13 protein-coding genes and 1 pseudogene are annotated in these 14,416 nt (G+C 69.0%); 3 read left to right on the top strand and 11 right to left on the bottom strand.

What is annotated here, in order from left to right; translation table 11 throughout:
- The 5 genes and pseudogenes from QM569_RS15985 to QM569_RS15965 form a co-directional block, all read right to left on the bottom strand.
- Positions 1-243 (bottom strand): annotated as a pseudogene (locus QM569_RS15985) (hydroxypyruvate isomerase); the annotation flags it as partial.
- A 78-nt stretch (positions 244-321) separates the two neighbouring features.
- Entirely contained in the window at positions 322-1,437 is a 1,116-nt protein-coding gene (locus QM569_RS15980; RefSeq protein ID WP_414988225.1) for a glycerophosphodiester phosphodiesterase, read from the bottom strand.
- Between the two features lie 21 nt (positions 1,438-1,458).
- Positions 1,459-2,043 (bottom strand): methionine biosynthesis protein MetW, encoded by a 585-nt coding sequence (gene metW, locus QM569_RS15975; protein ID WP_414988224.1) that lies wholly within the window; start codon positions 2,041-2,043, stop codon positions 1,459-1,461.
- Entirely contained in the window at positions 2,040-3,170 is a 1,131-nt protein-coding gene (gene metX, locus QM569_RS15970) for a homoserine O-succinyltransferase MetX (RefSeq protein WP_414988223.1), read from the bottom strand. Before metX ends, metW begins: the two co-directional genes overlap by 4 nt.
- Positions 3,171-3,271: 101 nt before the next feature.
- Positions 3,272-3,829 (bottom strand): TMEM165/GDT1 family protein, encoded by a 558-nt coding sequence (locus QM569_RS15965; RefSeq protein ID WP_414988226.1) that lies wholly within the window; start codon positions 3,827-3,829, stop codon positions 3,272-3,274.
- Positions 3,830-4,058: 229 nt separating this feature from the next.
- Between QM569_RS15965 and QM569_RS15960 the strand changes: the two genes are divergently transcribed.
- Together QM569_RS15960 and QM569_RS15955 are read left to right on the top strand one after the other, a co-directional pair.
- Positions 4,059-4,424, top strand: coding sequence for an RNA recognition motif domain-containing protein (locus QM569_RS15960; RefSeq protein ID WP_414988222.1), 366 nt, complete (start codon positions 4,059-4,061; stop codon positions 4,422-4,424).
- Between the two features lie 230 nt (positions 4,425-4,654).
- A complete protein-coding gene (locus QM569_RS15955; RefSeq protein ID WP_414988221.1) occupies positions 4,655-5,167 on the top strand; it encodes an RNA recognition motif domain-containing protein in 513 nt (170 codons plus the stop codon).
- A gap of 59 nt (positions 5,168-5,226) precedes the next feature.
- Here QM569_RS15955 and QM569_RS15950 read toward each other — a convergent pair whose 3' ends face one another.
- The 4 genes from QM569_RS15950 to QM569_RS15935 all read right to left on the bottom strand — a co-directional run bounded on the left by QM569_RS15950 (position 5,227) and on the right by QM569_RS15935 (position 8,329).
- Entirely contained in the window at positions 5,227-6,003 is a 777-nt protein-coding gene (locus tag QM569_RS15950) for an SDR family oxidoreductase (RefSeq protein WP_414988220.1), read from the bottom strand.
- A 168-nt stretch (positions 6,004-6,171) separates the two neighbouring features.
- Positions 6,172-6,795 carry an LPS export ABC transporter periplasmic protein LptC gene (gene lptC, locus QM569_RS15945; protein ID WP_414988219.1) on the bottom strand — a complete coding sequence of 208 codons (624 nt, stop codon included), beginning with the start codon at positions 6,793-6,795 and terminating at the stop codon, positions 6,172-6,174.
- A complete protein-coding gene (locus tag QM569_RS15940; protein ID WP_414988218.1) occupies positions 6,792-7,340 on the bottom strand; it encodes a KdsC family phosphatase in 549 nt (182 codons plus the stop codon). The genes lptC and QM569_RS15940 overlap by 4 nt, the downstream gene beginning before the upstream one ends.
- On the bottom strand, positions 7,337-8,329 hold the full coding sequence (locus QM569_RS15935) for a KpsF/GutQ family sugar-phosphate isomerase (RefSeq protein WP_414988217.1): 993 nt from the start codon (positions 8,327-8,329) through the stop codon (positions 7,337-7,339). Before QM569_RS15935 ends, QM569_RS15940 begins: the two co-directional genes overlap by 4 nt.
- Positions 8,330-8,389: 60 nt before the next feature.
- Here QM569_RS15935 and QM569_RS15930 point away from each other — a divergent pair, with 60 nt between their 5' ends.
- Positions 8,390-10,384, top strand: coding sequence for a monovalent cation:proton antiporter-2 (CPA2) family protein (locus QM569_RS15930; RefSeq protein ID WP_414988216.1), 1,995 nt, complete (start codon positions 8,390-8,392; stop codon positions 10,382-10,384).
- A gap of 48 nt (positions 10,385-10,432) precedes the next feature.
- On the opposite strand, the gene QM569_RS15925 is transcribed toward QM569_RS15930, so the two are convergent.
- A complete protein-coding gene (locus tag QM569_RS15925; RefSeq protein ID WP_414988215.1) occupies positions 10,433-13,501 on the bottom strand; it encodes an EAL domain-containing protein in 3,069 nt (1,022 codons plus the stop codon).
- A 228-nt stretch (positions 13,502-13,729) separates the two neighbouring features.
- A partial coding sequence (locus tag QM569_RS15920) for an NADP-dependent isocitrate dehydrogenase (RefSeq protein WP_414988214.1) occupies positions 13,730-14,416 on the bottom strand: 687 nt, incomplete at its 5' end.

Below are 14,416 nucleotides of genomic sequence, written 5' to 3'. Positions count from 1 at the left end.
GCCGCGCGCGCCTGCGTCCCACGCCGCCGCCATGCCCGCACGGTCGGCACCGGCGGCGGGGGCGTTGAGCAGCACCAGCCGCAGGCCGCTGTCGCGCAGCCGCGCCGCGATGTCGGCGGGCCCGAAGGCGTAGGGAAATTGCAGCTCCACCGCCGCGAACCCGTCGCGCGCGGCGGCGGCGAAGCGGTCGAGGAACGGCAGCTCGGTGTACATCAGCGTCAGGTTGGCGGCGAACCGGGGCATGGTGTTTTATGAGCCAAATTGGCCTCTAGCGCTTATGCAGCAAGCACAAGCAGCTATTGTTTTTATAGTAATTCCTCGTCACTTCGCCTGCACGAAGGCGTCCACGGCGGCGCGGCCCACGGCGGGGTCGTCGGTGAAGAAGCCGTCAATGCCTGCGCGCAGGTAGGCGGTGATCTCGCCCACGCTGTCGCCGCGCGCCGTGCCGTCGCTGGCGGGGGCCTTCTTCAATCCTGCGGGCAGGAAGGCGTTCTCGGGCCGCAGCGTCCAGATGTGTACCGCCAGGCCCTCGGCCCGGGCACGTTCCACCAGGCCCGTGGGCTGGCCGGGCAGGCCGTCCTTCACCGGCACCACCTGGGTCTTGTACGGGCCGATGGCGTTGGCGTAGGCCGCCACCTGCTTCAGGCCCTCGGGCGTGAGCAGGTCGGCATAGCCGCGTGTCTCCGCAGCGCCCCGGGCCACGAAGTCGTAGGGGCGGCCCGAGGCCGCGACGAGCTGCACCAGCCGGACGCTGCTGAGTTTGCGGATGGCCTGCAGGTTGGCGACCTCGAAGGACTGCACGAACACGGGCGCGGCCTTGTGGTTCCAGCCGTTCTTGTCCAGAACGGCGAGCAGCGGCGCTTCCAGCGGCAGGCCGATGGACTGGAAGTACGTGGGGTGCTTGGTCTCGGGGTAGATGCCGATGACACGGCCCGCCTTCGCGCTCTGCGCCTTGGCCAGGTCGATCACCTCTTGCAGCGTGGGCACCTCGAACTGGCCGTTGTACGCGGTGTTGGCCGGGCGCACTGCGGGGATGCGCTCGCGGGCGCGCAGGGTCTTGAGCTCGGCCAGCGTGAAGTCCTCGGTGAACCAGCCGGTGACGGCCTGGCCGTCGATGGTCTTGGTGGCCTTGCGCGCGGCGAACTCGGGGCGGTCGGCCACGTCGGTGGTGGCTTCCTTCACGGAGCCGTCGGCGTTCAGCACGGCAATGGCGTTCTCGTGTCGCGCCACCAGCACGCCGTCGCGGGTGATGACGAGGTCGGGCTCGATGATGTCGGCGCCGTCGTCGATGGCCTGCTGGTAGGCCGCCAGCGTGTGCTCGGGCCGCAGGGCGGAAGCGCCCCGGTGGGCGATGACGGTGGGCACGGGCGGCCAGGCGGTCTGCGCGGCGGCGCAGAACGAAGCGGTGGCAAGGAGTGCGGCGGCAAGGCGGTTCATGGTGCGTGTCTCCTGTGGGTTCTAGGCATGCTCGAAGTGGAACACCGCCGTGCTTGCACGCGCGTTGGGCAGCCAGCGCACCTGCCGACCGCCCTGCAGGCCGAAGGATTCGAGGATGCGCAGGCTGTTCTTGTGCGCCAGCACCTCGAAGTCCTTGTACGTGCCCACGCGGATGTTGGGCGTGTCGTACCACTGGTAGGGCAGGCGGCGCGTGACGGGCATGCGCCCGCGCAATATGGACAGGCGGTTGGGCCAGTGCGCGAAGTTGGGGAAGGCCACCACGCCCGTGCGGCCCACGCGGGCCGTCTCGCGCAGCATGGTCTCGGCGTTGCGCAGGTGTTGCAGGGTGTCGATCTGCAGCACCACGTCGAAGCTGTTGTCCTCGAACAGCGCCAGGCCCTCGTCCAGGTTGAGCTGCAGCACCTGCACGCCGCGCCGCACGCAGGCGAGCACGTTGGCGTCGGCGATCTCCACGCCGTAGCCGGTGCAGCCGCGTTCGCGCTGCAGGTAGTCCAGCATCGCGCCGTCGCCGCAGCCCAGGTCCAGCACGCGGCTGCCCGGCGGCACCAGGCGCGCCAGCGCCTGCATGGCAACGCTCTCGGTCATGGCTGCAGCTCCTTGTGAATGCTATCGAAATATGAGCGCATGACGCTCATGTAGCGTGCGTCATCGAGCAAAAAGGCATCATGACCGTGGGGCGCGTCGATCTCCGCGTAGCTCACGGCGCGGCGGTTGTCGAGCAGGGCGCGCACGATCTCGCGGCTGCGCGCGGGCGAAAAGCGCCAGTCGGTGGTGAAGCTCACCAGCAGGAACTTGGCCCGCGCCACGGCCAGCGCGCGGGTCAGGTTGCCGCCGTGGGCGCGGGCCGGGTCGAAGTAGTCCAGCGCGCGGGTGATCAGCAAATAGGTGTTGGCGTCGAAGTAGTCGCTGAACTTGTCGCCCTGGTAGCGCAGGTAGCTTTCGATCTGGAACTCGATGTCCTGCGTGCTGTACTTGAGGTCGATGCCTTCGCGCAGTTGCCGCCCGAACTTCTCGTTCATCACGTCGTCGCTCAGGTAGGTGATGTGGCCGATCATGCGGGCGATGCGCAGGCCGCGCTTGGGGATGACGCCGTGGCGGTAGAAGTGGCCGCCGTGGAAGTCCGGGTCGGTGACGATGGCGCGGCGCGCGACTTCGTTGAAGGCGATGTTCTCCGCCGTGAGGTTGGGGGCGCTCGCCACCACCACGGCGTGGCGCATGCGGTCGGGGTATTGCAGCGTCCAACTGAGCGCCTGCATGCCGCCCAGGCTGCCGCCCAGCACGGCGGCCAGCTGCGTGATGCCCAGCCGGTCGAGCAGGCGGGCCTGGGCGTTGACCCAGTCTTCCACCGTGACCACGGGAAAGTCCGCGCCATAGACCTCGCCGGTGTCGGGGTGCGTGTGCATGGGGCCGGTGGAGCCGAAGCACGAGCCCAGGTTGTTCACGCCGATGACGAAGAAGCGGTCGGTGTCCACGCTCTTGCCGGGGCCGATCATGTTGTCCCACCAGCCCTCGCTCTTGTCCTGGCCCGCATACACGCCCGCCACGTGGTGCGATGCGTTGAGCGCGTGGCACACGAGCACGGCGTTGGAGCGGTCGGCGTTGAGCGTGCCGTAAGTCTCGTAGGCCAGGTGGTAGTCGCGGATCGAGGCGCCCGACTGCAGGGGCAGGGCCTCGGCGAAGTGCATGGACTGCGGTGTGGCGATGAAGGACATAAAAAAAACCCGGCGTCGCTAAAAACGAGGCCGGGCCGGGTCTTTAGCAGTATTTGTAAAGCGCCCGCAAGCGGTGGCAAATCGGCGCGTCTGGGCGGCAATTATGCCAAAAGCGCCAACAGGCCAAGCACCAGGAAAATGACAGCCGACACCCCGTGAACCACACGGATCGGCACCCGCCGCGTGATGCGCTCGCCCAGCCACACCACGGGCGCGTTGGCCAGCATCATGCCCAGCGTGGTGCCCGCCACCACCCACAGGTAGGCGTTGTACTGCGCGGCCAGCATGACGGTGGCGATCTGCGTCTTGTCGCCCATCTCAGCCAGGAAGAAGGCCACCAGCGTGGTGCCAAACACGCCCCAGCGCGGCGAGCCTTCGACCTCGCCCTCGTCGAGCTTGTCGGGGATGAGCATCCACACCGCCATGGCGATGAACGACGCGCCCAATATCCAGCGCAGCACCTGCGGCCCCACGAAGGTGGTCACCCACGCGCCCACCGCGCCCGCCAGGCCGTGGTTGACCAGCGTGGCGGCCAGGATGCCCAGGGCAATGGGCCAGGGTTTGCGAAAGCGCGCCGCGAGCACCAGCGCGAGAAGCTGCGTCTTGTCGCCCATTTCGGCGAGCGCGACGATGGCGGTGGAAATCAAGAACGGTTCCATGTGGGGCAAGCAGTGTACCCAGAGGGTGCGGGTATTCCCTTGGGCTGGCCCGGCGCGCCCACAAATAAACCCCCACATCTCGCGCAAAGTGACTGATAATGGGGCCGTTTTTCTGCGCGCAGGAAAACAGGTTTGCGGTGATTGGTCAGTTTCGCGTCTTTGAAGTCGTCACAGGTTTGTTGATTGCGTCGGGCTCCATCGCGTTTTCATGTTTTTTCAGGAGTCCCTCATGGGCAACAAACTTTACGTGGGCAACCTGCCCTATTCCTTCCGCGACCAGGATCTGGAGCAGACCTTCAGCCAATTCGGCTCCGTGGGCAGCGCCAAGGTCATGATGGAGCGCGACACCGGTCGCTCCAAGGGTTTCGGCTTCGTCGAAATGGGCAGCGATGCCGAGGCGCAAGCCGCCATCCAGGGCGTGCATGGCCAGAACTTCGGCGGTCGTGACCTGGTGGTCAACGAAGCCCGTCCCATGGAACCCCGCCCCCCGCGCAGCGGCGGCTTCGGCGGCGGCAATGGCGGTGGCGGTTACGGCGGTGGCCGTGGCAGCTACGGCGGCGGTGGTGGCTACGGCGGTGGCCGCGGCGGCTACTAAAGAAAACAAAGGAGCTTTCAGGCTCCTTTTTTTACGCGGCAAGCACGCCGCCAACCGCGCCAGCGCTTGCTTTTTCGGCAAAAGTGTGGCGCATAATGCGCTGGCGGGTTTCGCCCGTTTTTCCAAGTTTGAGGTGTCCGTCGGTTTCACGCTGAGAGCGTCGTTGAGATTAGCTGGCTGCGTTTTCGGGACTCCATCGCTTTATCCATGTGTTTTTGAGGAGTCCCTCGATGGGCAACAAACTGTATGTCGGCAACCTGCCGTACTCGGTGCGCGACAACGATCTGGAGCAGGCTTTCGGCCAGTTCGGCGCCGTGACCAGCGCCAAGGTGATGATGGAGCGCGACACTGGTCGCTCCAAGGGTTTCGGCTTCGTTGAAATGGGCAGCGACGCAGAGGCCCAGGCCGCCATCAACGGCATGAACGGCCAGCCCCTGGGTGGTCGCAGCATCGTGGTCAACGAGGCCCGCCCCATGGAACCCCGCCCGCCCCGCAGCGGCGGCTTTGGCGGTGGTGGCGGCGGCTACGGTGGCGGTGGCCGCAGTGGCGGCGGCGGTTACGGCGGTGGCCGTGAAGGCGGCGGTGGTGGTGGTTATGGCGGCGGTCGCGAAGGCGGTGGCGGCGGCTACGGCGGTGGTGGCCGCAGCGAAGGCGGTTTCCGCAGCCCCTATGGCTCCGGCTCCCGCAACGGTGGCGGTCGCAGCGGCGGTGGCGGCTACGGCGGCGGTGGCAACGGCTACTGAGCCACTTTGGTTTTCTGCAAAAAAGCTCCTTCGGGAGCTTTTTTCATGCCTGTTCGTCCCTACTCGCCCTGGCGGCGCTTGCGCGGGCGGCCCGCCAGCACCTTGTCGAACAGCGCGTTCGGCAGCAGGCGCAGCAGCTTGGCGGCCACGCCCATTTGCCAGGGGATGACGCGGTAGCTCACGCCCGCCGCGATGGCGCGGAAGGCGCGGTCGGCAAAGTCGTCGGCCTGCATCAGGAAGGGCATGCCGTAGCGGTTGCGGCGCGTGAGCGGCGTGTCGATGTAGCCCGGGCAGATGGTGACCACGCGCACGCCGTGCGGGCGCATTTCACCGCGCAGGCTTTCGCAGTAGGCGATGGCCGCCGCCTTGCTGGCGCAGTAGGCGCCGTGGCCGGGCAGGCCCCGGATGCCCGCCACGCTGCCGATGCCCACCAGCGTGCCGCTGCCGCGCTGCACCATGGCGTCCACGAAGGGGTGGAAGGTGGCGGTCATGCCGATGTTGTTGGTGGCGAAGGTGCGGGCCATCACGTCGATGTCCTCGCGCACCGCCGTGTCCATGCCGATGCTGATGCCCGCGTTGGCGATGACCACGTCGGGCACGCCCTGGCGGGCGATGCAGTCGCGGCCTGCGGCGACGATGCTGTCGGTCACGGCCACGTCGGCACTATAGATTTCATAGCTACTAGTGCTTATCCCTTGGGCGTCAGCCCATGTTTTGACCTCTGAAGTGCGGCGCGCGGCCAGGGCCAGGCGGTAGCCCGCACGGTGGTAGCAGAGGGCCAGCGCCTGGCCGATGCCGCTGGACGCGCCGGTGATGAAGACGAGGGGAGCAGCCATCTCAGTTCTCCGTTGTGCCGTGAACCGCCCACAGCGCATGAAACTGGCGCGCACCATGCGCAGGCAGCCGCGCAAGGGCCGCCCCGCCGCGCTGGCTGCGTCCCCCTTCCCCTAGCGCGCAGCGCGTAGAGAGAAGGGGGAAGGCGCGAAGCGACTCAGGGGGTTGTCTCATTTCTTGCCAGGCTGCAACACGCCGCGCACCCGACCGCGCAGTTGCAGCACCTGGTCGAGATTGTCGTAGTCCATGCCGTCGGCGGTGAAGCGGTCGTTGCCGCGGGTGAGGGTGACGGCCTGGTCGGACCGCACGCGCTCGGTCTGGGTGTAGGCGTGCAGGAACTCGCCCCGGAATTCCATGCGCGGCTGGGCGGGCGCACCGGCCTTGGCGGGCAGGGGTTCGCGGGTGACGATGGCGTTGCCGAACAGTTGCACCTCGGAGCCGTCGGCGTTGGTCAGCGCGCGGTTGGCCGTGGCGACGGTCACGCGGCCTTCGGGCGTGACGGAGCGCATGCGGGCCTGCTCGATCTCCAGCGTGTCGGTGTCGGGGTAGTGCCGCGCCATGTCGCCCTTCACTTCGCTCTGCAGGCGGCCCGTGGCGTCGAAGCTTTTCACCGAGAAGGTTTTCATGAAGTAGTCCGGCTGGTGCGCCAGCGGGCGCTCGGCGGCGGGCGCCAGCGGCGGCGGGGCGTTGCGCACCAGCCACCAGGTGCCCAGCGCCAGCAGGCCCATGAGGGCGACGGGCAGGTAGAGCGAGAGCCGGTCCCAGCCCTGGCGCAGCCGCTGGTTCCACGTCATGCGGTGTAGTCCGCCAGCAGCGCCGCATAGCGGCCCGTGGCCGTGAGCAGCAGGTCGCACAGCTCGCGCGCCGCGCCGTCGCCGCCGCGCGCCTGGGTGACGTGGTGGGCCGCATGGCGCACCTCGATCTGGGCATTGGCGGGGGCGCAGGCGAAGGCGGCGCGGCGCATCAGGGGCAGGTCGGGCCAGTCGTCGCCCATGGCCGCCGCCTGCGCCCAGCTGAGGTTCAGTTGCGCGAGGATCTGCTCGGCGGCGGGGCGCTTGTCCTCGGTGCCGAAGATGGCGTGCTGCACGCCCAGGGCCTTCAGGCGCACGCGCAAAGGCGCGCTGTCGCGGCCCGTGACCACTGCCGGGGTGATGCCCGCCTTTTGCAGCAGCTTGAGGCCGTGGCCGTCCAGGGTGTTGAAGCGCTTGATGGTCTCGCCCGACTCGGTGAAGTACAGGCCGCCGTCGGTCAGCACGCCATCGACATCGAAGAAGGCCACGCGCACGTCCTGCGCGCGCAGCAGCAGCTCGGGGGGGAATTGCAGCACGGGCTGGGTCATATCACTTTCGCGCGCATGAGGTCGCCGATGTGGACGACGCCGACCAGGGCGCCTGCGGCATCCACCACCAGCACGCAGGTGATGGAGTGCGCTTCCATCATTTCCGCCGCATCCACGGCCAGCGCATCGGGCGCGATGCGGCGCGGCTGCGGGTGCATGACCTCGGCGGCGGTGGCGGCGCGCAGGTCGGCCCCGGCCTCGATTCGGCGGCGCAGGTCGCCGTCGGTGAAGATGCCCAGCACCTCGTCCGCCGGGCCGACGATGGCCGACGCGCCCAGGCCCTTGGCGCTCATCTCGCGCATGAGGTCGCTCAAACTGGCCTCGGGCGGCACGCGCGGGATCTCGGCGCCGCTGCGCATCACGTCACTCACGTGGGTGAGCAGCCTGCGCCCCAGCGCGCCGCCGGGGTGGGATCGCGCGAAGTCCTCGGGGCGAAAGCCCCGCGCGTCGAGCAAAGCCACGGCCAGCGCATCGCCCATGGCGAGCTGCGCGGTGGTGCTGGCGGTGGGGGCCAGGTTGAGCGGGCAGGCTTCGCGCTCCACGCTGCAGTCGAGCACCAGGTCGGCATGGCGGGCCAGCGTGGATTGCAAATCGCCCGTCATTGCCAACAGCGGCGTGCCCAGGCGCTTGAGCACGGGCAGGATGGAGGTCAGCTCGCCGCTCTCGCCGCTGTTGGAGATGGCCAGCACCAGGTCGTCGCCCGTGACCATGCCCAAATCGCCATGGCTGGCCTCGGCCGGGTGGACGAAGAAGGCGGGCGTGCCGGTGGACGCCAGCGTGGCGGCGATCTTGCGGCCCACGTGGCCGCTCTTGCCCATGCCCATGACGACGACGCGGCCGCGCGTGGAGAGCGCCATTTGCACCGCCTGGGCGAAAGCGCCGTCGATGCGCGCGGCCAGGGCGGTCAGCGCGGCGGCTTCGATGTCGAAGGTCTCGCGGGCCAGGCGCTGGGCCTGCTCGGCGTCGAAAGGGGGCGGCACGGCGGTCATGCGGGCGATTCTATCGACCGGCCCCGCCGCACCGCCGCGTCGGATAGCATCGAAGGCTCTATGTCTTCGCTCGCCCTCACCTTGCTGTATTTGCTGGCCGCCGTGCTGGGGGTGGTGGCCTGCCGCAGCCTCAAGCTGCCGCCCATGCTGGGCTACCTGGCGGCGGGCGTGCTGATCGGGCCGCATGCTTTTGCGCTGGCGCAGGACTCCGAGGGCGTGCGCCACCTGGGCGAGTTCGGCGTGGTGTTCCTGATGTTCGCCATCGGCCTCGAATTCAGCCTGCCCAAGCTGCGCGCCATGCGCCGCCAGGTGTTCGGCCTGGGGCTGATGCAGGTGGTGCTGACCATGGCGGTGGTGGCGGGCGCGGCGCTGCTGCTGTCGCGCGCCGTGGGCGGGGTGTGGGACATGGGCTGGCAGACGGCGCTGGCGCTGTCGGGCGTCATCACCATGAGCAGCACGGCCATCGTCGTCAAGCTGATGGCCGAGCGCGCCGAGCTGGAGAGCGAGCACGGTCGCCGCGTGATGGGCATCCTGCTGTTCCAGGACCTGGCCGTGGTGCCGCTGCTGGTGCTCATCCCCGCGCTGGGCTCGTCGCCCGACGAGCTGCTCGCGTCGCTGGGCTGGGCGCTCATCAAGGCGACGGTGCTGGTGGCAATACTGATTACCGGCGGGCAGCGGGTGATGCGCTGGTGGCTCACGCTGGTGGCGCGGCGCAAGAGCGACGAACTCTTCATGCTCAACCTGCTGCTCATCACCCTGGGCCTGGCGTGGCTGACCGAGCTGGCGGGCCTGAGCCTGGCGCTGGGCGCGTTCATCGCGGGCGTGCTGGTGTCCGAGACGGAATACCGCCACCAGGTGGGCACGGACATACGCCCCTTCCACGACGTGCTGCTGGGCCTGTTCTTCATCACCATCGGCATGATGCTGGACTGGCACGTGCTGGTGGACCGCTGCGGCATGGTGCTGGCGCTGCTGTCGGTGCTGCTGCTCGCCAAGCTGGCCATCATCCTGCTGCTGGCGCGCGGCATGGGCGCCACCACCGGCGTGGCGCTGCGCACGGGGCTGTACCTGGCGCAGGCGGGCGAGTTCGGCTTCGTGCTGCTGTCGCTGGCGCAGGACAACGCGCTGGTGCAGCCCGCGCTGATGAACCCCATCCTGGCGGCGATGGTGCTGTCCATGCTGGCGACGCCCTTCCTCATCCAGTACAGCAACCGCATCGTGATGAAGCTGGTGGCGAGCGACTGGCTCCAGCAGTCGCTGCAAATGACTTCCATCGCGCGCAGGTCCATCAACACCAGCGGGCACGTCATCATCTGCGGCTATGGCCGCTGCGGGCAGAACCTGGCGCGCATGCTGGAGCACGAGGGCGTGCCCTACATGGCGCTGGACCTGGACCCGGACCGCGTGCGCCAGGCGGCGGCGGCGGGCGACTCGGTGGTCTATGGCGACGCCACCCGGCTGCAGGCGCTGATGGCTGCGGGCCTGGTGCGCGCCAGCGCCGTGGTCATCACCTACACCGACGTGCCCGCTGTGCTGAAGGTACTGGCCAATGCCCGCTCGCACGCGCCCCAGGTGCCCGTGGTGGTGCGCACACAGGACGACCAACACCTGAACAAGCTGCAAGAGGCTGGCGCGACCGAGGTGGTGCCCGAGGCCATCGAAGGCTCGCTGATGCTCGCCAGCCACGCGCTGGCGCTGGTGGGCGTGCCCATGCACCGCGTGCTGCGGCTGGTGCGCGACCAGCGCGACGCGCGCTACGGCCTGCTGCGCGGCTACTTCCACGGCGCGGACGACGACACCGTGGCCGAGCGCGACCAGGAGCGCCTGTCCACCCTCACCCTGCCGCCGGAGGCCACGGCCCTGGGCCAGAGCCTGGGGCAGCTCGCGCTGCCTGCCATGGGCGTGCGCGTGGTGAACCTGCGGCGCGGCGACGGGCGCATCGGCGCCGCCGTGGACGAGGCGGTGCTGGCGGCGGGCGACACGCTGGTGCTGTCGGGCCACCCCGCAGCGCTGGCGTTGGCAGAAGACAAGCTGCTGCGCGGCAAGAAAATTTAAGCCAAATCGGCCTCTAGCGCTTATCCAGCAAGCGCGAGTAGCTATCAATCAAGTAGCAAACTGGAGTGATTCGGCAGGCGCGGGCCGCCCGAACAGGTAGCCCTGAAAGCGCTTGCAGCCGTTGCGCTGCAGAAAGTCGTGCTGCCCCTCGGTCTCCACGCCCTCGGCCACCACGTTCAGCCCCAGGCTGTGGGCCAGCGTGATGATGGTGCAGGCAATGGTCGCGTCGTTGGGGTCGGTGAGCACGTCGCGCACGAAGCTCTGGTCGATCTTGAGCTGGTCCAGCGGCAGGCGTTTCAGGTAGCTCAGGGACGAGTAGCCGGTGCCGAAGTCGTCCAGCGAGAAGCCCACGCCCTGCGTGCGCAGCGCCTGCATCTTGAGGATGCTGTCCTCCACGTCCTGCAGCAGCAGGCTTTCGGTCAGCTCCAGCGTGAGCTGGCTCGGGTCGGCGCCGCAGTCGCGCAGCGTGCCCAGCACCTCCTGCACGAAGTCGGCCTGGCGGAACTCCTGCGCGCTCACGTTCACGGCCACGCTCCAGCCCGCGGTGGCGGGCGACGCCGCCCAGCGCGCCAGCTGGCTGCTGGCCATGGCCAGCACCTGCCGCCCCAGCGGAACGATGAGGCCCGTCTGCTCGGCCAGGGGGATGAAGTCGCCGGGCGGCACCATGCCGCGCTGCGGGTGCCTCCAGCGCACCAGGGCCTCGGCGCCCAGCACCCGGCCGGCCTCGTCCACCACAGGCTGGTAGTGCAGCATGAACTCGCCGCGCAGCAGGCCCTGGCGCATGTCGCCCTCCAGCGCCGAGCGCGCGGTGGCGGCCTCCTGCATGGCGGGGTCGAAGAAGCACAGCGTGTTGCGCCCCCGCGCCTTGGCCTGGTACATGGCGAGGTCGGCGCGCTTGAGCAGTTCCTGCGGGGACAGCTGCTTGTCGCAAAACAGCGTGATGCCGATGCTGGGCGTGCTGTGTACCTCGCTGTCCTGCACCCTGTAGGGCTGGTTCAGCGCGCCCAGCACCTTCAGCGCCACCACCTCGGCTTCGGCGGCGGCCTCGCGCGGCTCGGCGTGCAGGCCCCGGATCACCACCACGAACTCGTCGCCCCCCAGGCGCGCCACGGTGTCGCTGGCCCGCACGCTGGCGCTGACGCGCTTGCCCACCTGCGCCAGCAGCAGGTCGCCCTGGTCGTGGCCCAGGGTGTCGTTGATGCCCTTGAAATTGTCCAGGTCCAGGAACAGCAGCGCGCCGTGGCTGCCTTCGCGCACGCAGGCGGCGGCGGTGCGCTCCAGCCGGTCCAGCAGCAGGCGGCGGTTGGGCAGGCCGGTGAGTTCGTCGTAGAAGGCCAGGCGCTGGATCTCGGCCTCGGCCTGCTTGCGGTCGGTGATGTTGCGCGCCACGCCTCGGTAGCCCGCGAAGCGGCCCTCGGCGTCGAACAGGGGCTCGCCGCTGATGGACACCCAGATGAAGCCGCCATCCGAGGTGCGCTGCTGTATCTCGAAGTCCTGGAAGACCTCGTGCGCCTCCAGTTGCCTGCGGTGCTCGCGCCACTGCGCCTCGCTCGCCACGAGGTTGGGCAGCTCCCATGGCGTGTGGCCGTGCTTGAGCTCGTCCGGCACGTCGGGTTCCTTGAAGAGCTTGCCCTCCATGCGCACGAAGCGAAACTGCGCGTCCTGCTCCCAGAACCCGTCGGACAGCAGCTGCATCAGGCTGCGCCAGCGGGCCTCGCTCATGCGCAGGGCCTCCAGGGTGGTCAGGTAGTCGGTCACGTCGGTGAAGGTGCGCACGCGACCGCCCCCCTCCAGCATGCGGGTGCGGATCTCGATGTAGCGCCCCGCCTGGGTGCGGCGCACGTACAAGTCAGGCATGTTGAGCCGGTCGCCGTGGGCCGCGTCTTCGGCCGCCACGTAGCTGCGCGCGCCCAGGTCGATGAGCTGAAGCCCCGGGCCGAAGTCGCCCCGCTCGGTCTGCAGGCGCACCACCTCCTCGACGTGGGGCTGCGTGGCGAGCAGGGATTCGGGCAGGTCCAGCAGCTCCAGGTAGCGGCGGTTATAGACGCGGATGCGGCCCTCGGCGTCCACGTTGGAGATGCCTTGCGACACGCTGGCGAGCGTGCCTTCCAGCGCACGGGTCTTCTCGGCCAGCAGCGAGCTGGTGCGCGCCAGCTCGGCCTCGACCGCGCTGCGCGCGAGTTCGGCGCGGCGGGCCATTTCGAGCTGCCCCACCGTGCTCAGCAAGGGCTGCAGGAACTGCACGTCAGCCGGGGCATAGCCCTCTTCCCGATTGGCCAGCCCGATCATCGCCACCAACTCGCCCGCCGCATGCACCGGCAGGCCCAGGTAGGTGCGCAGCAGGGGCAGGCCCGGCGGCGTTGGCGTGCCTGCACCGGCGTGGCGGCCCGCGTCGTTGTCGATGACCGGCTCGCCCGACACCAGCGCGGCGCTCACCAGTGAACCCATGTCGTCGAACACCAGGCCCTGGGCCGTCTGCTGGGCGTGGAGCGCCCGCGCGGCGCCGTCCCAGCCGATGTCGTTCATGGCATGCACGCGCAGGCTGGGGCGACCGTCCGGCGCGCGCTGCACCTCGCCCACCAGGCCGAAGGCGCTGTGCGTGAGCGCCATGAGTTCGTCGAGCAGCGCCTCGAACGCGGCTCCCGGCCCGGTGCTGGCGATGAACATCGCCTGCGCGCGGGAGATGGCCTGCAGCAGGCGGTGCTGGCGCGCCAGCATGGCCTCGGCCGCGCGCCGGGCGCGCACGGTGGTGCTGCGTTCGAGCACCCCGTCGATCAGCGCGGGCAGGGTCAGCAGGTAGTCGAGCGCGGGGTCCTGCACCGCGAAGTCGTCGAAGCCGTGCCGCATGGCCTGGGCGGCGTGGGTCTCGGCCCTGGCGCGCACGATGATCATGGCCGGGATGCCGTCGAGCATCTGCAGCAGGTCGAAGGCCGTCCCGTCCACCGTGCGCTGGGCGGCCAGCACGATGTCCGGCGCCCGGCTCTGCAGTTGCACGCGCGCATCGGCCAGCGAAGCCGCCACGTCCACCCGCCAGCCCGACCAGGGGTCCGCCAGCGCATCGACCACGGCCTGCGCGTGGTGGCTGTCGCTTTCAATCAGCAGGATGGAAATGGGCATGACCCGCTTGAGAGCGCGTGTATTAGCGATGAAACATTATGAGGGCACGGCCTGGCGAATGGGCGTGTACTTGAAGCATATTGACACTCTTGCACTGCGGGAATCGGCTCTGCCGCCTCGCCGGTTGTGGCCCCTACAGGGCTGTTTACATCCTTGGGCGGTCTGGCCATGAAATGAAAAAGGCCCCGACAAGCGGGGCCTGGAGCGCGGCGTGGGCCGGGCGACCGGTCAGGCGGCCACGGACTTGAGGGCGTCGTTCAGCGTCTTGCTGGGGCGCATCACGGCGTCCAGCTTGGCCACGTCGGGCAGGTAGTAGCCGCCGATGTCGGCGGGCTGGCCCTGCACGGCGTTCAGTTCGTCCACGATCTTCTGCTCGTTGTCGGCCAGTTGCTTGGCCAGGGGCGCGAACTTGGCGGCCAGCTCCTTGTCCTCGGTCTGCGCGGCGAGTTCTTGCGCCCAGTACAGCGCCAGGTAGAACTGGCTGCCACGGTTGTCGAGCTGGCCGGTCTTGGGGCTGGGGTTCTTGTTGTTGTCCAGCAGCTTGCCGGTGGCGGCGTCCAGCGTCTTGGCGAGCAGCTTGGCGCGGGGGTTGCCGTTCTTGATGCCGAGGTCCTCGAACGACACGGCCAGCGCCAAAAATTCGCCCAGGCTGTCCCAGCGCAGGTGGTTTTCTTCCACCAGCTGCTGCACGTGCTTGGGCGCCGAGCCGCCCGCGCCCGTCTCGTACATGCCGCCGCCCGCCATCAGCGGCACGATGGACAGCATCTTGGCGCTGGTGCCCAGCTCCATGATGGGGAACAGGTCGGTCAGGTAGTCGCGCAGGATGTTGCCGGTGGCGCTGATGGTGTCCAGCCCGCGGATCACGCGCTCCAGCGTGTAGCGCATGGCGCGCACCTGGCTCATGATCTGGATGTC

It is taken from the genome of Acidovorax sp., assembly GCF_047607405.1.
Taxonomy (GTDB): Bacteria; Pseudomonadota; Gammaproteobacteria; order Burkholderiales; family Burkholderiaceae_C; genus Acidovorax.
The sequence above is the reverse complement of the archived record's forward strand: the minus strand, read 5'-3'. Positions and strand labels throughout refer to the sequence as shown.